This window comes from Priestia sp. P5 (assembly GCF_029522155.1).
GTDB classification, from domain to species: Bacteria; Bacillota; Bacilli; order Bacillales; family Bacillaceae_H; genus Priestia; species Priestia megaterium_E.
This window is the reverse complement of the sequence record NZ_JAKWFJ010000001.1, coordinates 671,679-691,210: the sequence shown is the minus strand read 5'-3', so window position 1 is coordinate 691,210 and position 19,532 is coordinate 671,679. Positions and strand designations below refer to the sequence as shown.

Here is a 19,532-nt window from a genome sequence, read left to right as displayed (position 1 = left end):
TAGCTTTCCTCCTAATCCTCACTAATCCATGTTCGCAGCAGCTTTGCAAACTCTTCCGGGTCTTGCTTCGCTAACGTTTCAAGATTGCTTCTTGTTTGCTGTTCAGCACTTAAAACAGGGGCTTTTTGTGCCGCTTCATATGCTTCAAAAGTTTCATCATACTCTTCATCATATTCCTCTTCATCTAAGTCTTGACGTCTTTTCCTAACCAACAGCACAATAAGAACAACAATAATAAGCAGCAGTGCACCTCCGATTATATACATCCACAATGGAATTGAACTTGCTGTGTTGTCAGCTGTTTCTTGTCCATTAAACGGCTGAACGGAAACGGTAATCTTATCGCTGACCGCGTTATCCGAGAGAGCTTTTGTATTTGCATCTTTTGAAATAGAAGTACGGACAATTGTACCTAACATTTTTTGAACGTCTGACTCCAGCGTATCGGAAACTTGTGATTTCCCTTTTGCATTGGACGGATCTATCATTACTTGAATGCCAAGGTCTTGAATTTTGTATGGACTTTCGACGATTTCTTTATGAATTCGGTTCACTTCATAATTAATTCGTTCTTCGTTTTTTTCGTAGTCTCCGTCTCCACTTGTTGTACTGGATGAGTAATTTGTTGTATCTTCTTCTCCTGTTCCAGCAACGCCTCCATCTTGAGCGTTTTTTCCAGAAAATGTTTCATTAATTTTTTCAGCGCTAACGGCAATTCCTTGCATATTATCTTTATCAACAGGCTCTACTAGCTTTTCTTCGCGATTTTCCTGTGTAAAATCAAGATCTGCTGTAACAGAGACCATTACTTTGTCTTGACCGACCAGTCTTCCTAGCATTTGCTGTACTTGACGCTGAATATCTCGCTCAACTTCTTTTTTCGCTTCGTTCTGCGAAGCAAATGAGCTAGAAGCTGAATTCGTTTCGTTACCTTTTAAATCAAAGTACTCAAAATATTGGTTCATGATGACGATATTATCTGTAGGAAGGTTTGGCACACTTTTGGATACTAAATGATAAAGAGATTTAATTTGCTGATCATCAAATTTATAACCAGCCTTTGTATTAAGCACAATCGATGCTGATGCTTCTTCCTGCTTTTCATTCGCCCATACGCTTTCATTGGGAAGGGTAATCATCACTTTTGCATCGTTGACTCCTTGAATGTTTTTCATTAAGTTAGCCAATTCAGTTTGCATCGCATCGAGTTTTAACACATCAAATTCATTATCTGTCATACCAAAGCTCGCATTTTTCCCAAAAAACGAATAGTCGATACTTCCGCTATCAGGAATTCCTTGTGCAGCTAAATCAACTTTTAGCGAGTCAACGCTTTGTTCAGGCACCGAAATGGTTGTTCCGTTATCAGAGATTTCTGAAGGAACGCTTCTAGCATCAAGCTCTGCTTTGATTTGTCCTGTTTCTTGAGCCGATAGATTGCTATAAAGAGGGACAAATTTATCCTTGTTTAAAAAAACAGATGCTAAACTAATGACTAGAATAGCCGCAAGAGGAGTAGCGATAAGGGCTATTTTCTGCCCTTTTTTGCGGTTATTCCAAAAGACTTTCATCTTATCTCGATAAAGAGCTATTCTTTCATTCATGGTATTCCTCCGGTTATTACTATTTTCATTTTCTTTAATAACCGCTCAATTACATTTGCATTCTCATCATTTCCTGATAGGCTTCAACAGCTTTATTGCGTATTTCAAGAGCCGTTTGCATCGTAATACTTGCTTTTTGAGCAGTAATCATTACATCTTGGAGTTCGACGTTTTCTCCTTTAGCAAGCTTTTCAGTCGCTATATCCGAAGCGCGTTGAGTATTGTTTAACTCATTGATTGAGTCTTTTAAAAACGTTGAAAACTGTTGAGTTGTTTGTCCAGTGCTAGTAGAAGCTGCTGTTTTTGCTATGGCTATTTGATTGCTGATACCATTAATCATTTTATCGCTCCTTTATTTCCCAATTTCTAAAGCCTTTGTTAATATACTTTTGTTTGTATTAAAGACCGTCACATTTGCTTCATAGGATCGAGTAGCACTAATTAAATCCGTCATTTCCTTTAAAGGATCTACGTTCGGCATCTGCACGTACCCTTGGTCATTCGCATCTGGATGCGTCGGATTATATACTAAATTAAAAGGAGTATTATCTTCTGCGATATCTGTGACTTTTACACCATTGTTTTGACTTTCATTTATTTCGGAGTGTAAGAGGGACGAAAAAGAAGGCGAACGATCAGACTGCATGACAACCATTTTTCTTCTGTAAGGCTGCCACTCACCATTAACGTACGTCCCTCTTGTCGTTTCAGCATTCGCCATATTAGATGAAACAACGTCCATCCTTAAACGATTGGCAGTTAAAGCTGAAGATGTAATATTCATATTTTGAAAAATAGTCAAACTTATTTACCTCCTCTAATGACTGTTTGAAGAGAATTAAATTTTCCATTTAAACGATCTACTAGCGCCTCATAGTAAATTTGATTTTCAGCCATATCCGCCATCTCTTTATCCATATCCACATTGTTTCCGTTTGCTTGATAGGAAGTGTTTCCTTGCTGGGTAATCACTCGCTGGGATGAACCGGAAAATGGGATATGTTTTGAATCAGTCTGATATGCTTCTAACTCGTTATGTAATAAATCTCGAAATTCACTCGTACGCGATACTGTTTTCCATTTATAATTTGGAGTATCAACGTTTGCGATATTTTGTGCAATCGTCTGCTGCTTTTGTGACGCGTAGCTAATTCCATTTTCAATTGTTTGAAAAGTAGTTGAAAACAAACTCAATTCTTACACCTGCTTACCTATTCTATTTTTCTCAAAAATGAGACAAATTTCGACTTTAGTACCATAGAACTTATTGTAAGAAAAACTTCATGCAATGTCTATCCTTTTTTAAGAACTTTTGGACTATAAACCAAAATTTCCATTCGATTTCCAAGCATATTTTAACATCAATGCTGTACTTTAGCTCTATTTTTTTAATTTAAAATCAAAATACATACCATAAGTCCTGAACAATATGTAATAAAAGTAACGATTTGTAATCAACTAGTATCTTTTTACTATTTAAAGATTCTATAATATAATTTTTAGATTTTTATATGAAGTTTGTTAAGGATTTATAAAAATATTGAACGAATCGTCTTAATCTTTTTGTACTGAGAGCATACAAAAAAAGCACACGGGCTCTGCCCGTGTGCTTTTTGGTTCATAAACTTAGTTAGATTTTAATTTTTCAAGCTCTACTAAGAATTTGTTGTTAAGAACTTTAATGTAAGTTCCTTTCATTCCTAGAGAACGTGATTCGATAACGCCAGCACTTTCTAATTTACGCAGCGCATTTACGATTACTGAACGTGTAATTCCAACGCGGTCAGCAATTTTACTTGCTACTAATAGTCCTTCATTTCCATTTAACTCTTCAAAGATGTGCTCAATAGCTTCTAACTCACTGTATGATAGTGAGCTAATTGCCATTTGTACAACAGCTTTGCTACGTGCTTCTTCTTCAATCTCTTCTGCTTTTTCACGAAGAATTTCCATACCTACTACCGTTGCACCGTATTCAGCAAGGATTAAATCATCGTCTTCGAACTGACGGTCCAAACGAGATAGTACAAGCGTACCTAGACGCTCTCCGCCTCCGATAATTGGAACGATTGTTGTTAGTCCTGCATCAAATAAGTCTTTATTTTCAACTGGGAAAGCTGTATATTGACTTTCAATGTTTAAGTTAGAAGATGTTTCTTGAATGTTAAATAGGCTTTGAGTATATTCTTCTGGGAACTGGCGTGCTTCTAACATATCTTTCATACGCGCATTCTCAATTTGCTGTTTAACAGCGATTCCTAATAATTTACCGCGACGGCTTACTACGAATACGTTTGATTCGATCACTTCGCAAAGTGTTTCAGCCATTTCTTTAAAGTTTACTGGTTTACCAGCTGCTTTTTGTAGCATTGCATTAATCTTTCTAGTTTTCCCTAATAAATCCATTAGTACTCTTCCTCCTGCGATTTCAGTTCTATAAAATAAATTGACTCAAATCTTTGTTTTTAGCGATTTTTTCTAATTTTTCTTCCACGTACTGCGGAGTAATCACAATTTTCTCTAATGTTACTTCTGGCGCTTCAAACGATAAATCCTCTAGCAAACGTTCTAAAATCGTATGAAGCCTTCTTGCACCAATATTATCTGTATCTTGATTTACCTGATATGCAATTTCTGCAATCTTACGTATAGCATCGTCAGAAAATTCAATTTGTATACCTTCAGTTTCCAATAATGCCGCATATTGCTTTAATAACGCATTATCTGGCTCTACTAAAATGTTTATAAAATCTTCAACGGTTAGCTTCGTTAATTCCACGCGAATCGGGAATCGTCCTTGCAATTCTGGAATCAAATCCGACGGTTTTGATACATGGAAAGCACCGGCTGCTACAAATAAAACATGATCAGTTTTGACTGCGCCATATTTTGTAACAATCGTTGACCCTTCTACAATTGGTAAAATATCTCGCTGCACGCCTTCACGTGAAACGTCAGCGGAAGATGAATTACCACTTTTCTGAGCAATTTTATCAATTTCGTCAATGAAAATAATTCCGTATTGTTCTGCACGATTCACAGCTTCTTGCGTCACTTCATCCATATCAATCAATTTTTGCGCTTCTTCATTTGTTAATACTTTTCGTGCATCTTTAACAGTAAGTTTGCGCTTTTTTTGTTTTTTAGGCATAAAATTACTTAAGGCATCCTGCATGTTCATGCCCATTTGTTCCATACCCGAACCTTGTAACATATCAAACATAGAAGGCTGTTGCTCTTCTACTTCAATTGTGACATAATGATTTTCAAGCTCTCCTAAAGCAAGCTGATGAGCAATCTGCTTGCGCTTCGTTGCAATATTCGTTTCCTCATCTTGATCAGGATCCGCATCGCTTGACTGTGTACCGTTTGAAAAAATCATTTCAAACGGATTTTTAAACGATTGCTGCTTCTTTTTGCTTGGAACAAGAAGCTCTACTATCCGCTTGTTTGCATTTTCTTCTGCGCGATCACGCACGCCGTTCATTTTTTCTTCTTTCACAAGTCGAACTGACGTTTCCACTAAATCACGAACCATTGATTCTACATCGCGTCCTACATATCCAACTTCCGTAAATTTTGTTGCCTCAACCTTAATAAAAGGTGCACCGACAAGCTTAGCTAAGCGGCGTGCAATCTCGGTTTTACCCACACCTGTAGGACCAATCATTAAAATGTTTTTCGGCACAACTTCATCACGTAAAGATTCGTCTAGCAGACCGCGTCGATAGCGATTTCGCAGCGCAACAGCGACCGCTTTCTTTGCCTTCGTTTGACCAATAATATACTGATCGAGCTTTTCTACAATTTGTCGAGGTGTTAAATGAGAATTCATAAAAAAATCCCCTTTCCTACAGTTCTTCTACAATAATATGATCATTTGTATAAACACATATCTCACTTGCTACATCTAAAGCTGCTTTTGCAATTTCTTTAGCTGTTAAATGTTCGCCTGCATGTTGTTTTAATGCACGTCCCGCTGATAAAGCATAATTTCCGCCTGATCCAATTGCTAAAATGCCGTCGTCCGGTTCAATAACTTCACCTGTTCCTGATACTAACAGCAAGTTATCTTTGTTCATAACAATAAGCATTGCTTCTAACTTTCGCAATACTTTGTCACTTCTCCATTGTTTAGCAAGCTCAACGGCTGCACGCTGAAGATTTCCGTTATACTCTTCAAGCTTCGTTTCAAATAATTCAAAAAGAGTGAATGCATCAGCTACTGAACCTGCAAAGCCGGCAAGAACTTGCCCTTGAAATAGACGTCTTACTTTTCGAGCAGTATGTTTCATCACAACAGCATTACCGAACGTTACTTGTCCGTCTCCAGACATGGCACATTGACCGTTATGCTGAACCGCAAAAATCGTAGTAGCATGGAAAGTAGACAAATTAACTCCTCCTTTTATGCGCGAGGATGGTGATTCATATAAACTGCCTTTAAACGATCCTTCGTCACATGTGTGTATATTTGAGTGGTTGATAAATGTTCATGACCTAGCATTTCTTGAACTGTACGTAAATCTGCCCCTTCATTTAACATATGAGTCGCAAAAGTATGCCGCAAAACGTGTGGACTAATATGTATATTCTCAGCGGTCTTCTTTACTAACTGATCAATGACTAAGCGTATGCCTCGGTCTGTCAACGGTGTCCCCTTATAATTTAAAAAGAGCGAATGAGTATCAGAAGGAGCCTTTTTTAAAAGAAGCTTTCTTCCATTATCTATATATACTCTAAGAGCGTCCTTGGCATAACAGCCAAATGGCACGTACCGTTGTTTTTTCCCTTTGCCATATACGAGCAAAGTTTGAAGTGAAAAATCTATATCGCTAAGCTTAATAGATGCACATTCACTCACTCGTATTCCGGTGGCATACAGCAATTCTAATAGAGACTGATTACGCTGCCCTAACGGAGTTGTTAAGTCATTCATTTGAAATAATTTCACAATCTCCTCTTCATACAGGAAGCGAGGATTTCGCTCCTCCTTTTTAGGAAGGGTAACGAGCGCAAATGGATTATCTTCTACTAATTCTTCTCTATTTAAGTAACGATAAAACGTTCTCAAACAAGAAATTTTGCGTGACATCGATCTTTTTGAATACTGCTTTTCATATAGGCGTGTTAAAAACAGCCTTGCATCAGCATATGTAACACTTTGTAGGTTTTGTATTTGCTCTTCCTGCATAAAAGACATAAAGATAACGATGTCTTTTTCATAGCAGTCAACTGTATATTTTGAATAATTTTTCTCAATTTGTAAATATTCTAGAAAGGAATTTAATACATCTTTAACAAATTCCAATGTTATCACCTCACAAGGGCTACTAAATATTATCACAATTAAGTAGCCCTTGCAAACAATTTTGATTATTTTGTTGTAAAATTCTGAATAGTTTCCAATGCTCGTTTAGCAAGCGTTTCATTTCGTTCTTGTTTGTTTTTAATTCGCACTTCCAATTCTTTGAATAAGCCAAAGTTGGCATTCATTGGCTGGAAATTTTTAGCGTTTGTATGTGTGATATAGTGAGCCATACTGCCAATTGCTGTTTCCTGCGGCAATACAACCAATTCTTCACCAAGTACAAGTCGAGCCGCGTTCATTCCTGCCATTAGTCCGCTCGCCGCTGATTCTACATATCCTTCTACTCCCGTCATTTGTCCAGCAAAGAATAAGTCATCACGCTCACGATATTGATACGTAGGCTTTAGCAATTTAGGAGAATTAATAAACGTATTTCTATGCATAACTCCGTAGCGTACTACTTCTGCATTTTCTAAACCTGGGATTAAGCTTAATACTTCTTTTTGTGCTCCCCATTTTAAATGTGTTTGGAAACCTACGATATTATATAGTGTACCTGCTGCATCATCTTGACGAAGCTGAACAACTGCATAAGGTCGCTTTCCTGTTTTCGGATCTTCTAACCCAACTGGTTTCATTGGTCCAAAGAGCATTGTTTTTTCTCCGCGTGAAGCCATTACTTCAATTGGCATACATCCTTCAAAATAAATTTCTTTCTCAAATTCTTTTAAAGGAACCGTCTCTGCATTGATTAATGCTTCATGAAAACGCTGGAATTCTTCTTTTGTCATCGGACAGTTTAAATAGGCAGCTTCCCCTTTGTCATAGCGAGATTTAAGATATACTTTATCCATATCAATGCTGTCTTTTTCAATAATAGGTGCAGCCGCATCGTAAAAATATAAATAATCTTCACTTGTTAACGCGCGCAGCTGTTCCGATAAATCTTTTGACGTTAACGGACCTGTTGCAATAACAGTTGGTCCTTGTGGAATTTCCGTAATCTCTTCGTTAACAACAGTTACGTTCGGATGGTTTTTAACACTTTCCGTCACACGAGCGGCAAATTCGTGACGATCAACAGCCAGTGCTCCACCTGCTGGAACCGCACACTCGTCTGCTGAACGAATAATTACAGAGTCTAATAATCGCATTTCTTCTTTTAACACACCCACTGCATTTGTTAATGTATTCGCACGCAGTGAATTACTACATACTAATTCAGCAAATTTGTCCGTATGATGAGCGGGTGTTTGCTTCACTGGTCTCATCTCATAAAGACGGACTTTCAAACCGCGCTTTGCGATCTGCCAAGCTGCTTCACTTCCAGCAAGACCTGCTCCGATAACATTAATTACTTGTTCATTCATTGTAAATCCTCCAACTTCATTTCTATCTTTTCTATCATTTTCCTTATTCATTCACTTGTCTGTTCCTTTTTTAACGGGACAAAGAAAATGCGACATTACTCAATGTCGCTAATAACGTTTCCATTTTAGCACATGAAGCAATGTCGCCGCATCTTATATAACTGCTATTTTTAAATTTAAAGTGTGGGAATTCATCCCATTCTCTTTTACTGCTGAGCTTCCTCTTTATAATCACAACTTGTACAGACGACTTGAGTTCCTTTTTTCTGTTTCTTCTCCACAAGCAGATTTTCACATTTCGGACATTTTCTTGCAATCGGCTTATCCCAAGATACGAAGTCACAGCCCGGGAATCGATCACAGCCATAAAATGTACGCTTTTTCTTCGATTTTCGCTCAACGATATTTCCTTCTTCACATTTCGGACACTTTACGCCAATCTCTTTTACAATTGGCTTTGTGTTGCGGCAGTCAGGGAAATTAGAGCATGCCATAAATTTTCCGTAGCGTCCCATTTTGTATACCATAGGTGAACCGCATTCTTCGCAATCTTCTCCGGCAGGTTCATCTTTAATCTCCACTTCGCGCATTTCTTTTTCAGCATGTTCTAAGCGTTTTTCAAAATCACTGTAAAATTCGTCAATAACACGCACCCATTGAACATTACCATCTTCCACTTCATCCAAATCGTTTTCCATTTTAGCTGTAAACTCTACATCTAAAATTTCCGGGAAAAACTCCAATACAAGCTCTAGTACAATTTCTCCAAGTTCTGTTGGAACAAAACGCTTGTTATCGAGCGCTACGTACCCGCGCTTTTGAATCGTGTCAAGTGTTGGAGCATATGTAGACGGTCGGCCAATGCCTAGCTCTTCTAATGTCTTGACTAAACGAGCTTCAGTATATCTTGGCGGTGGCTGTGTGAAGTGCTGCTTTTCATCGATGTCTTTAGAATAAGCTACTTCTCCTTCTTCTAAGTCTGGAAGAAGATTTTCTTTTTCCTCCACTTGATCATCATTGCCTTCAACATACACTTTCATAAAGCCTGGAAATTTAACTTTGGAGCCGTTTGCTCTAAATGTTACGTCTCCATTTTTCAAATCTACAGCCATTGTATCCATAATTGCAGGTGCCATTTGACTAGCAACGAAGCGCTCCCATACTAGCTTATACAGTCGATACTGATCACGCGATAAGAACTCTTTTACCTCTCCTGGTTTACGAAGAGCTGAAGTTGGACGAATCGCTTCGTGGGCATCTTGCGCGTTCGAATTTTTCTTTTCTTTACGCTTTTCCGTTGCCACAAACTGATTTCCGTATGCGTTCGTAATGTAATCTCTAGCTTCCGTTTGAGCTGTTTCTGAAATACGAGTAGAATCGGTACGCATATACGTGATAAGACCTACTGTACCTTCTTTTCCTAAATCAATTCCTTCATATAATTGCTGCGCAATCATCATTGTTTTTTTCGCTCGGAAGTTCAGTTTCCGCGCTGCCTCTTGCTGTAATGAAGACGTGGTAAAAGAAGGAGCCGCATTACGCTTTCGCTCACGTTTTGTTACTTTAGAAATTGAAAATTCATTTCCATCTAATTGTTTAACAATGTTGGTTACATCATTTTCATTCGATAGCTCTACTTTTTTCCCTTGATATTCGATCAACTGGCCTTCAAATTGGTCGTTTCCTTTTTGAAAAGTTGCTTTTACCGTCCAGTATTCTTCTGGAATAAACTTTGCAATTTCTTTTTCACGATCAATAATTAACCGCACTGCAATGGATTGAACCCTTCCGGCACTTAATCCTTTTTTCACTTTTTTCCACAGCAATGGACTGATGTTGTAGCCAACCAGCCTGTCAAGAATACGGCGTGCTTGTTGAGCATCTACTAAATCCATATTAATTGCTCGTGGATGTTTAAAAGATTCTTTAATCGCTTCTTTTGTAATCTCATTAAATACTACGCGACAGTCCGATGCAATGTCTACATCCAAACTGTGCGCCAAGTGCCATGCAATCGCTTCTCCTTCACGGTCTGGATCGGCTGCTAGGTAAATCTTTTTTGCTTTTTTAGCCGCTGTTTTTAGTTCTTTTAAAACCGGGCCTTTCCCGCGAATTGTAATATATTTCGGATTGTAATCCTGGTCAATATCAATTCCCATTTGACTTTTAGGTAAATCGCGAACATGTCCCATCGATGCTTTTACTTTATATTTCTTTCCTAAATAACGTTCAATTGTTTTAGCCTTTGCAGGCGATTCTACAATTACTAGGTAGTCAGACATCTATTTGTTCCTCCTCAAGAGGTAGAATAAAATCTTCATTATTATTAAATATTTGGTTCTTGTTTGTCAAATGTCAAAAAGATAAGTCATACGATTTTACTACGTATCTCACTAGTATTTCATACTATGCAAGAATATGACTACTTTGAAACATTCATCTTATATACATCATTTCATCTGTAATATCAGCAGCGCTTTGCACAAGTTTTGCCCCTAATTGGATTAACTTATTCGTTCCACATGATGTTTCTTCAAAAATAGAACCCGGTATGGCAAATACTTCTCTTCCTTGCTGAAGCGCCTGGTCGGCGGTAATAAAAGATCCACTTCTTTCTTTTGCTTGCACCACCAACGTGCCTCCTGTTAATCCGCTAATGATTCTGTTTCTGCGAGGGAAAAACCATTTCGTCGGCTTCATAAACGGGGCATATTCAGAAAGCAGCAAATGATGCTGCGCAATTTCTCTTGCTAAATTTTGGTTTCCTCTTGGGTAAATATTATAAAACCCGCCGCCTAAAACTGCAATCGTTTTAGCTTTTTCAGCGATAGCCAGTTCATGAGCAGCTTGGTCAATCCCTAAGGCTAGTCCACTTACAACGACAAATTCTTCATGCAGCATCGGCTTAACAATATGAGTCAGAGCTGCAGTTCCATATGAAGTGGGATTCCTTGTTCCTACAACGCTTAAGCTTGCCGGAGCGTGTAGAAGAGAAACCTTTCCTCTTGCAAATAATACCCAAGGCGGATCATAAATATGGCGCAAAAGTTCAGGATATTCATCATCTAGGATGGTGACACATTGAATATTCTCAGCGTCATATTTATCTAGAATATCTCGTATTGGAATAGTTTGCAAATCTTTTTTTATTTGATTAGCACGTTCAATCGAGAGAGTCAATAGTTTTTGAAGCTGTGATGGAGAGTACTCGTAGAGATTTTGTAATGAAGAATTCTGTTGAAGTAGCGTAAAAATTTGTTTCCAATTAACAGATGGACAATGTGCTAAATGAATTAATTTTTCCCGTAAATCAGACATTCTACAATCTCCTTTTTAAATGGACAAAATAGCCCCCGGTCAAAGGAGGCTATATGTCTTCTATTAATGAGTCTTACACTGCTCGTAAATGCCTTGTTCTTTTAGCACTTTAATAAGTGTTTCTCCCATAACAGATGGTGTTTCAGCTACTTGGATACCGCACTCATTCATTGTTTTAATTTTTTCAGACGCTGTCCCTTTACCACCTGAAATGATAGCACCAGCATGGCCCATACGTTTTCCTGGAGGTGCTGTTTGACCGCCAATGAAGCCGACCACAGGTTTTGTCATGTTTGCTTTTACCCATTCTGCCGCTTCTTCTTCTGCCGTACCGCCGATTTCACCAATCATAATCACTGCATACGTATCTTCATCTTCATTAAACGCTTTTAATACATCGATAAAGTTCGTGCCGTTCACTGGGTCACCACCGATACCAACAGCTGTTGATTGGCCAATGCCAGCTTCAGAAAGTTGATGAACAGCTTCATATGTTAATGTACCAGAACGTGAAACTACACCTACATGACCTTTTTTGTGAATGTACCCTGGCATAATTCCAATTTTACATTCTTCTGGTGTAATAACACCTGGGCAGTTAGGTCCCACAAGGCGCGTACGTTTTCCTTCCATATAACGCTTTACTTTTACCATATCTAATACTGGAATACCTTCCGTAATACAAATAACTAAATCTAAATCTGCGTCAACTGCTTCAATAATGGAGTCAGCTGCGAATGCTGGCGGAACATATACAACAGAAGCCGTTGCGCCCGTTTTTTCTTTTGCCTCGGCAACCGTATTAAATACCGGAACACCTTCTACTTCTAAGCCGCCTTTACCTGGTGTTACACCACCAACAATTTTTGTTCCATATTCTAACATTTGTTGTGTATGAAAAAGGCCAACTCCGCCTGTAATTCCTTGTACAATTACTTTTGTATCTTGATTAATAAATACGCTCATTCCTATCCCCCAGCCTTTCTATTTCACTAGTGAAACGATTTTTTGTGCGCCGTCTGCCATAGATTCAGCAGCTGTGATATTTAAGCCTGATTTTTGTAAAATTTCTTTTCCAAGTTCAACGTTTGTTCCTTCTAAGCGAACAACTAATGGAAGGCTTAATCCAACTTGTTTCGTTGCTTCAACAACACCTGTTGCAATAACATCACATTTCATAATCCCGCCGAAAATATTAACGAAAATACCTTTTACATTTTGGTCAGATAAAATAATTTTGAATGCTTCTGTTACTTTTTCAGCAGTTGCGCCGCCCCCAACATCCAGGAAGTTAGCAGGGTCGCCTCCGTAATGTTTAATAATATCCATCGTTGCCATTGCTAAACCTGCACCGTTTACCATACAACCGATATTGCCATCTAGTGAAATGTAGCTTAAGTCGTATTTAGATGCTTCAATTTCTTTAGCATCTTCCTCTTCAAGGTCACGATATTCAAGAATATCTTTTTGACGATACAGCGCATTTGAATCAAAGTTTAACTTCGCATCCAATGCCATAACGTCTCCGTCACCTGTTACAACTAGAGGATTAATCTCTGCAATTGAGCAGTCTTTTTCAACAAATACTGTATATAAACCCGTCATGAACTTAACTGCTTTTCCAACTAATTCTTTTGGAATATTAATATTAAATGCAAGTCTGCGAGCTTGGAATGCTTGTAAACCAATCGCAGGATCTACATATTCTTTAAAGATTTTTTCAGGCGTTTTTTCCGCCACTTCTTCAATTTCAGTTCCACCTTCTTCAGAACCCATCAATACAACTTGAGACGTTGCACGATCAAGAACTAAACCGATGTAGTATTCTTTCTTAATATCGCATCCCTCTTCAACTAACAAGCGCTTAACTTCTTTTCCTTCAGGGCCTGTTTGGTGTGTTACGAGGGTCTTTCCTAAAATATCTTGTGCATATGTACGAACTTCATCTAAGTTTTTTGCTACTTTGACACCGCCCGCTTTACCGCGTCCACCAGCATGGATTTGTGCTTTCACCACTGATACTTGTGAACCTAATTCCTTTGCTGCTTCAACTGCTTCTTCAACAGTAAAAGCTACTCGACCGTTTGGTACTGCAACCCCATATTTTCTGAGTAGTTCTTTTCCTTGATACTCATGGATATTCATTTCCCATCCTCCTAACATAATCAACCACAAAACTATACTGCACAAAATAGACTGCGCTTTCATTGTATAAAAATAATTGTCTAATTGTCTACTATTCTAGTGAAAAATATTGAAATAATAAGAAAATTGATATTTTTATGGAGATAGTACTTAACCATACCTTATGAAGTCGATGAGGCTCTGCGGACGTTAAACGTGTGGTTAATCATGTAAATTAACCTTCATAACTAAAGCAGACTGAGAGGAAAATAATTTACGAACTCCACCCGTAGCAATATCTCCACTTAAATAGGCTATATCCTTTTTGAGCCTAAAATCCCGCATGTAAAACATGCGCTAAAAAGCAGAGATATGTTCGGGTATCATGTTCTAGTTTACTTGGTTTTTTATCGGTGCAAAAGATCGGCGGTGTTCTGGCAAAATTCCATATTGTTCGATTGCTTCTAAATGTTGTTTTGTTCCATATCCCATATGTTTTTCGAATCCGTATGCAGGATAGCGTTCACCAAGTTCTTTCATCATTCGATCTCGCGTCACTTTTGCAATAACAGAACTTGCAGCAATGGAAATGCTTGTAGCATCGCCTTTGATGATTGACTGCTGCGAAATAGGCACCGGCAGCTTCATCGCATCAATAAGCAGTTCATCAGGCTGAACAGCTAGAAGTTCAATTGCTTCAGTCATTGCCTTTTTTGTTGCTTCATAAATATTAATAGAATCAATGACCTCTGCGTCTATAATCCCTATACCGATAGCGACAGCGCTTTTACAAATTTCTTCATAAAATTCTTCTCGCTTTGCCTCTGATAACTTCTTTGAATCCGTCAAACCAGGGAGAAAAAAATCCGGAGGCAAAATAACAGCAGCAGCTACTACCGGTCCTGCTAACGGTCCTCTTCCTACTTCATCTACTCCGGCAATATAGGTTGCTCCTTGATTGTATAATTCGTTTTCATATGCCATCATTCCATCAAACTGTTGCTTCAAGCGCTCAGCGGCTTCAAATTGCCTTTGTTTTTGAATAATAACCTGCTGCACACCTTTACGCTCATCTTGCGCATATGCCTTAAATAAAGCATCTTCCGGGCTTCTCACTTGCTTTAGTTCTTCTTTTATTTCCTTAATACTTTTTTTCATTAGCTCCACCTTCTTTATATCAACATTTTCACACGGCACCTTTACATAAAAAACGCCTCATGCTAAAAAGGCAGAGGCGTTTTTTGTTTCAGTTCGCAATGTATTGCTTACAGCTGCTGTTCAGCTTCACTTGGATCATCAAATGTAAAGGTGCCAATTTTATCCGTTCGAATTTCTCGAAGAACAAGTTCAGCCGTTTTATCGTAATCCACCATGCCGCCACCCATTAAACAGCCGCGGCGCGACCCAATTGCATCAAAAAGCTCTACAATGTCTTCAGGGATTTCATTTAAATCATAACGCTGCTTTAATTGTTCTGGGTAATGGCTAGTTAAGAAGCGCAGCGCATAAACAGCGACATCTTGCATATTTAAAATGGTATCTTTGATAGCACCCGTTGTCGCAAGCTTATATCCAACTGTTTCATCTTCAAACTTAGGCCACAAAATACCTGGCGTATCAAGTAGCTCCAGTTCATTTCCTACCTTAATCCACTGCTGTGCTTGCGTCACACCTGGACGGTCTCCGGTCTTGGCGATTTTTTTGCTGGCAAGGCGATTAATCAGCGTTGATTTACCGACGTTAGGAATCCCTACAATCATCGCTCGGATAGCGCGGGGTTTTTTAACTCCTTTTGCGCGCATGCGGTCAAACTTCTCTTGAAGAAGTTCTTTGGAAGACGAAACAATTTGTTTCATTCCTTTACCTGCTTGTGCGTCAATAGCTAAGGCATAAATACCTTGTTCTTTGTAATAATCTAGCCACTGCTGAGTAACGCGCGGATCAGCTTTGTCCACTTTATTCAGCAATACGATTCTCGGCTTGTTCACGATAATCTCATCAATCATTGGATTTCGCGATGATTGCGGAATGCGTGCATCAACCAGTTCGTATACAATATCAATCAATTTTAGCTTTTCAGTTACTTGTCTTCTGGCCTTGGCCATATGGCCAGGAAACCATTGAATTGTCATATTTTACTCACCTTTTATATTTTACTTTGCAAAACGCGCTTCTTTAATCGGCCAGTATACGGCACTCGTTTTACCAAGCACCTTGTCCATGCTCACAAAGCCAATCTGACGGCTGTCTTTACTATAGCGTCGATTGTCTCCCATTACGAACAAATAGCCTTCTGGCACGGTCTTTTTACCCGTTACGTCTTCTAGTTTAAAATCTTCGGTTAAATTACCGTCAATCACTTCTTTTTTATACTGATCTAAATAGGGCTCTTTATAAGCTTTTCCATTTACATATAGCGTATCATTTCGATACTCAATATGATCACCCGGCAGTCCGATAATACGTTTTATGTAATCTTTTTCCGCTGTAGCATGAAAAACAATAATATCAAAGCGATCAGGATCACCAATCTTATAGGAGAACTTATTTACAATCATTCGATTTTGGTCATGCAGCGTAGGCATCATAGAAAGTCCATCTACTACAATCGGTGCAAACAAAAAATAGCGAATTACAACAGCTAACAGTACGGCAATGGCGATTGCTTTTATCCATTCCCACAGTTCATTTTTCTTTCGAGCCATCTTCAGTCCTCCAACTCTTATGTCATACCTTTATTTTAAACGATAATGTTTGAAACGCCTAATAAATAAATAGAATCAAAAAATGATGACTTGTACGTCTATTTTTTACTGTCAGAGAACGAATCGTTCTAAAAAAACATTTGAAAAAAGGAGCTTGTATAAACAAGCTCCCCTTTACTATTATCGAATTTCTTTAATACGCGCAGCTTTACCACGTAATTCACGTAGGTAATAAAGTTTCGCACGGCGTACTTTACCGCGGCGCATTACTTCGATTTTTGCAATTTTTGGCGTATGAAGTGGGAATGTACGCTCTACACCTACACCGTAAGAAATCTTACGTACTGTAAATGTTTCGCTGATACCACCGCCACGACGCTTAATAACAACACCTTCAAATACCTGAACACGTTCACGAGTACCCTCAACGATATTTACGTGTACACGTACAGTATCACCAGGACGGAACGTAGGAAGATCTGTTTTTAATTGTTCTTTTGTAATCTCTTCGATTAATTTTTGCATCGCGTGTTTCAACTCCTTCCAACAGACGCTCATACCAATGCTTTTCAATCATTGCAGCGGAACATCGTTATAGGTGACCAGACATCTGCCCAAGCCACAAAATCTATCTTAGCACACTCTTATACCGTATGCAACAGAGTTTATGCATAAATTTTATGGATTTATGAAAGGCCGTTTTCCTCTTTTAATTGAGCTACTAGTTTCTTTTGCTCTTCCGTTAGCTCCATCTTTTCAAGCATATCCGGTCTTCGAAGCAACGTGCGCTTTAAAGACTCTTTTTGGCGCCACTGTTCAATTTTTTTATGATTTCCTGACATAAGTACTTCAGGAACTGTTAAGCCTCTAAAATCAGCAGGACGCGTATAGTGGGGGTGCTCTAGTAAACCTGTACTGTGTGAGTCTTGTACAGCTGAATGATTATTGCCAAGCACATCGGGAAGCAGGCGAACAACGCTATCAATCACAACCATTGCACCAAGCTCGCCTCCAGTTAATACATAGTCACCAATTGAAATTTCATCAGTTACCAGCTGCTCACGAATTCGTTCATCATATCCTTCGTAATGACCGCAAATAAAAATTAAATGCTCTTCTGCTGCTAGCTCTTCTGCTTTTGCCTGTGTATAGCGTTCGCCCTGCGGACAAAGCAAAACTACCCGGGGCTTCTTAGCTGTTTCAGTCAGCTTTTCTACGGCGTCAAAAATAGGCTGAGGTGTCAATACCATTCCAGCACCTCCGCCGTAAGGATAATCGTCCACATTTTGATGTTTGTTCGTAGAATATTCTCGGAAATTAACTACATTCAGTTCAACCGCATTTTTTTCCTGTGCTTTTTTCAAAATTGATTCACCAAAAACACCGTCAAACATAGAAGGAAATAGCGATAGTACATCAATTTTCATTAGTCCAATAACCCTTCCATTACTGTAATAACAATCTCTTTTTCCTCTATATCAATAGATTGTACAACGTCGTCGATGTAAGGAATAAGAACTTCTTTTCCGCCTTTTTTAACGACCCACACATCATTAGCTCCCGGCGTTAAAATTTCTTTGACCGTTCCTACCTCTACTCCGTCTTCTGTTTTTACTGTACAGCCAATAATTTCGTGGAAATAGAATTCACCGTCTTCTAAATCCGTTAGCTGCTCCTCAGGAATTTTCACTTCGCAGTTTTTGTACTGCTCGACATCATTTACGTTGTGATAGCCTTCGAATGTAAGCAGATCAAAATTTTTATGCCTGCGATGGCTTGCTACCGTTATTTCTACCGGCTCGCTTTGCTTCTCTTTGAAGATATAAAGTTTATTTCCTTTTTCATAGCGCTCATCAGCAAAATCCGTAGTTGATACAATACGAACTTCTCCTTTTACACCATGGGTATTCACAATTTTTCCAACCTTAAACCATTCCATGCTTCTTCACCTCTATCTAATCTCAACAACTTTGCTATCTTTTATAATAATTGTTTTACTTTCTTTTATCTTTTCCCAATCATCGCCGATTTTTACCTCTACTAAGGCATCGAGTTCCGTTTCAACGAGTTCGCTACCTAAAGGAAGCTTTTCTAATTGCGTCAGCTGAAAGTTCAACACTTCAATTTTTTCAAGGCGAGCGGATTTTTCTTTTTCAAATTGACTATGTAATAAAGAAGAACCTTTATTGGCTTTTTCCATGTGCTTTAACTGAAATTTCAGCTGTTCCATTTCTTTTTCAAGCGCCTGCTTGCGGTTTACAAAACGATTTTCAAGATCTTGTTTGCTTGCTTCAGTTAACACTTGTTTCACAACCACTTTTTGAATAATGTTCAAAACGTTCCCTCCGCCCTCAAGATAGTGTCCTTGTGCTTTTGGCATGCATATTGAAATAGCTGCTTCTTGCTCGCAAAAGACTTACTGTGATCAAAACGTTCATCTTATCATAACATAAAAAAAAGGGCGAGGTTATCCCTCTCCCTTTTTGATTACTCTTGAATTTTCACATACACTTTTTTACCTTGCTGTGATGCTGCTGCATTCACAACAGTTCGAATCGCTTTTGCAACGCGGCCTTGTTTGCCGATTACTTTGCCGACATCTTCTTGGTGAACAGTAAGGATGTACGTCACTTGACGTTCATCTTCTTGTTCCTCCACTTTAACATCAGCTGGATAATCAACAAGCGGCTTTACAATTGTTTCGATTAGTGATGTCATCTCGAGTGAAATTATTTTCCTAATTTAGCATTATGGAATTTTTCCATGATGCCTTCGTTAGAGAAAAGGTTACGAACTGTATCAGATGGTTTAGCACCATTTTGTAACCATTTAAGAGCTAGCTCTTCATCGATTTTAACTTCAGCTGGTTGAACTACAGGATTGTAAGTTCCAACTACTTCGATGTAACGTCCATCACGTGGTGAACGAGAGTCTGCTGCTACGATACGATAGAAAGGAGATTTTTTAGCTCCCATACGTTTTAAACGAATTTTTACTGCCATTTTATAAAGCACCTCCGAATATGTTTCAACAAGATAATATAATATCAAATAGGTAAAATGTTTGTAAAGGTTTTTTTCTTAACACTAGAAAAATATTT

The 19,532-nt window shown here is 38.5% G+C and carries 22 protein-coding genes; all 22 read right to left on the bottom strand.

Going from position 1 to position 19,532, the window contains the following annotated elements; all coding sequences use genetic code 11:
* Positions 1–11 precede the first annotated feature (11 nt).
* The 22 genes from fliF to rpsP all read right to left on the bottom strand — a co-directional run bounded on the left by fliF (position 12) and on the right by rpsP (position 19,434).
* Positions 12–1,604 carry a flagellar basal-body MS-ring/collar protein FliF gene (fliF, locus tag MMB69_RS03565; RefSeq protein WP_221784459.1) on the bottom strand — a complete coding sequence of 531 codons (1,593 nt, stop codon included), beginning with the start codon at positions 1,602–1,604 and terminating at the stop codon, positions 12–14.
* Between the two features lie 49 nt (positions 1,605–1,653).
* Positions 1,654–1,944 (bottom strand): flagellar hook-basal body complex protein FliE, encoded by a 291-nt coding sequence (gene fliE, locus MMB69_RS03560; RefSeq protein ID WP_014458432.1) that lies wholly within the window; start codon positions 1,942–1,944, stop codon positions 1,654–1,656.
* Between the two features lie 12 nt (positions 1,945–1,956).
* Positions 1,957–2,406, bottom strand: coding sequence for a flagellar basal body rod protein FlgC (flgC, locus tag MMB69_RS03555; RefSeq protein ID WP_277447170.1), 450 nt, complete (start codon positions 2,404–2,406; stop codon positions 1,957–1,959).
* A 2-nt stretch (positions 2,407–2,408) separates the two neighbouring features.
* On the bottom strand, positions 2,409–2,798 hold the full coding sequence (flgB, locus tag MMB69_RS03550; RefSeq protein ID WP_277447169.1) for a flagellar basal body rod protein FlgB: 390 nt from the start codon (positions 2,796–2,798) through the stop codon (positions 2,409–2,411).
* Positions 2,799–3,230: 432 nt separating this feature from the next.
* Positions 3,231–4,010: a GTP-sensing pleiotropic transcriptional regulator CodY gene (gene codY, locus MMB69_RS03545; RefSeq protein WP_013058882.1), complete on the bottom strand. Its 780-nt coding sequence runs from the start codon at positions 4,008–4,010 to the stop codon at positions 3,231–3,233.
* A 28-nt stretch (positions 4,011–4,038) separates the two neighbouring features.
* Positions 4,039–5,439, bottom strand: coding sequence for an HslU--HslV peptidase ATPase subunit (gene hslU / locus MMB69_RS03540; protein WP_013084801.1), 1,401 nt, complete (start codon positions 5,437–5,439; stop codon positions 4,039–4,041).
* A 16-nt stretch (positions 5,440–5,455) separates the two neighbouring features.
* Entirely contained in the window at positions 5,456–5,998 is a 543-nt protein-coding gene (gene hslV, locus MMB69_RS03535; RefSeq protein ID WP_013058884.1) for an ATP-dependent protease subunit HslV, read from the bottom strand.
* A gap of 14 nt (positions 5,999–6,012) precedes the next feature.
* A complete protein-coding gene (gene xerC / locus MMB69_RS03530) occupies positions 6,013–6,915 on the bottom strand; it encodes a tyrosine recombinase XerC (RefSeq protein WP_028410806.1) in 903 nt (300 codons plus the stop codon).
* A gap of 65 nt (positions 6,916–6,980) precedes the next feature.
* Positions 6,981–8,285: an FADH(2)-oxidizing methylenetetrahydrofolate--tRNA-(uracil(54)-C(5))-methyltransferase TrmFO gene (gene trmFO / locus MMB69_RS03525; RefSeq protein ID WP_028410805.1), complete on the bottom strand. Its 1,305-nt coding sequence runs from the start codon at positions 8,283–8,285 to the stop codon at positions 6,981–6,983.
* Positions 8,286–8,491: 206 nt separating this feature from the next.
* Positions 8,492–10,567: a type I DNA topoisomerase gene (topA, locus tag MMB69_RS03520; protein WP_221784462.1), complete on the bottom strand. Its 2,076-nt coding sequence runs from the start codon at positions 10,565–10,567 to the stop codon at positions 8,492–8,494.
* A 154-nt stretch (positions 10,568–10,721) separates the two neighbouring features.
* Entirely contained in the window at positions 10,722–11,603 is an 882-nt protein-coding gene (dprA, locus tag MMB69_RS03515; RefSeq protein ID WP_277447168.1) for a DNA-processing protein DprA, read from the bottom strand.
* 63 nt (positions 11,604–11,666) lie between these two features.
* On the bottom strand, positions 11,667–12,569 hold the full coding sequence (gene sucD / locus MMB69_RS03510; protein ID WP_013058889.1) for a succinate--CoA ligase subunit alpha: 903 nt from the start codon (positions 12,567–12,569) through the stop codon (positions 11,667–11,669).
* Between the two features lie 18 nt (positions 12,570–12,587).
* Entirely contained in the window at positions 12,588–13,748 is a 1,161-nt protein-coding gene (gene sucC, locus MMB69_RS03505) for an ADP-forming succinate--CoA ligase subunit beta (RefSeq protein ID WP_013058890.1), read from the bottom strand.
* A 369-nt stretch (positions 13,749–14,117) separates the two neighbouring features.
* Positions 14,118–14,885 (bottom strand): ribonuclease HII, encoded by a 768-nt coding sequence (locus MMB69_RS03500; protein ID WP_264408542.1) that lies wholly within the window; start codon positions 14,883–14,885, stop codon positions 14,118–14,120.
* Positions 14,886–14,992: 107 nt separating this feature from the next.
* A complete protein-coding gene (ylqF, locus tag MMB69_RS03495) occupies positions 14,993–15,859 on the bottom strand; it encodes a ribosome biogenesis GTPase YlqF (RefSeq protein WP_025750333.1) in 867 nt (288 codons plus the stop codon).
* Positions 15,860–15,880: 21 nt separating this feature from the next.
* Positions 15,881–16,432, bottom strand: a complete 552-nt coding sequence (lepB, locus tag MMB69_RS03490) for a signal peptidase I (RefSeq protein WP_013058893.1) — start codon at positions 16,430–16,432, stop codon at positions 15,881–15,883.
* A gap of 180 nt (positions 16,433–16,612) precedes the next feature.
* Positions 16,613–16,957, bottom strand: a complete 345-nt coding sequence (rplS, locus tag MMB69_RS03485; RefSeq protein ID WP_013084808.1) for a 50S ribosomal protein L19 — start codon at positions 16,955–16,957, stop codon at positions 16,613–16,615.
* 161 nt (positions 16,958–17,118) lie between these two features.
* Positions 17,119–17,859: a tRNA (guanosine(37)-N1)-methyltransferase TrmD gene (gene trmD, locus MMB69_RS03480; protein WP_221784465.1), complete on the bottom strand. Its 741-nt coding sequence runs from the start codon at positions 17,857–17,859 to the stop codon at positions 17,119–17,121.
* Positions 17,859–18,371: a ribosome maturation factor RimM gene (rimM, locus tag MMB69_RS03475; protein WP_269870358.1), complete on the bottom strand. Its 513-nt coding sequence runs from the start codon at positions 18,369–18,371 to the stop codon at positions 17,859–17,861. The genes trmD and rimM overlap by 1 nt, the downstream gene beginning before the upstream one ends.
* A gap of 12 nt (positions 18,372–18,383) precedes the next feature.
* Positions 18,384–18,767, bottom strand: a complete 384-nt coding sequence (locus tag MMB69_RS03470; RefSeq protein ID WP_014458417.1) for a YlqD family protein — start codon at positions 18,765–18,767, stop codon at positions 18,384–18,386.
* A gap of 152 nt (positions 18,768–18,919) precedes the next feature.
* Complete coding sequence (locus MMB69_RS03465; protein ID WP_013058898.1) at positions 18,920–19,150, bottom strand: KH domain-containing protein; 231 nt, start codon at positions 19,148–19,150, stop codon at positions 18,920–18,922.
* A gap of 11 nt (positions 19,151–19,161) precedes the next feature.
* Positions 19,162–19,434: a 30S ribosomal protein S16 gene (gene rpsP, locus MMB69_RS03460; protein WP_013058899.1), complete on the bottom strand. Its 273-nt coding sequence runs from the start codon at positions 19,432–19,434 to the stop codon at positions 19,162–19,164.
* Positions 19,435–19,532: the final 98 nt, after the last annotated feature.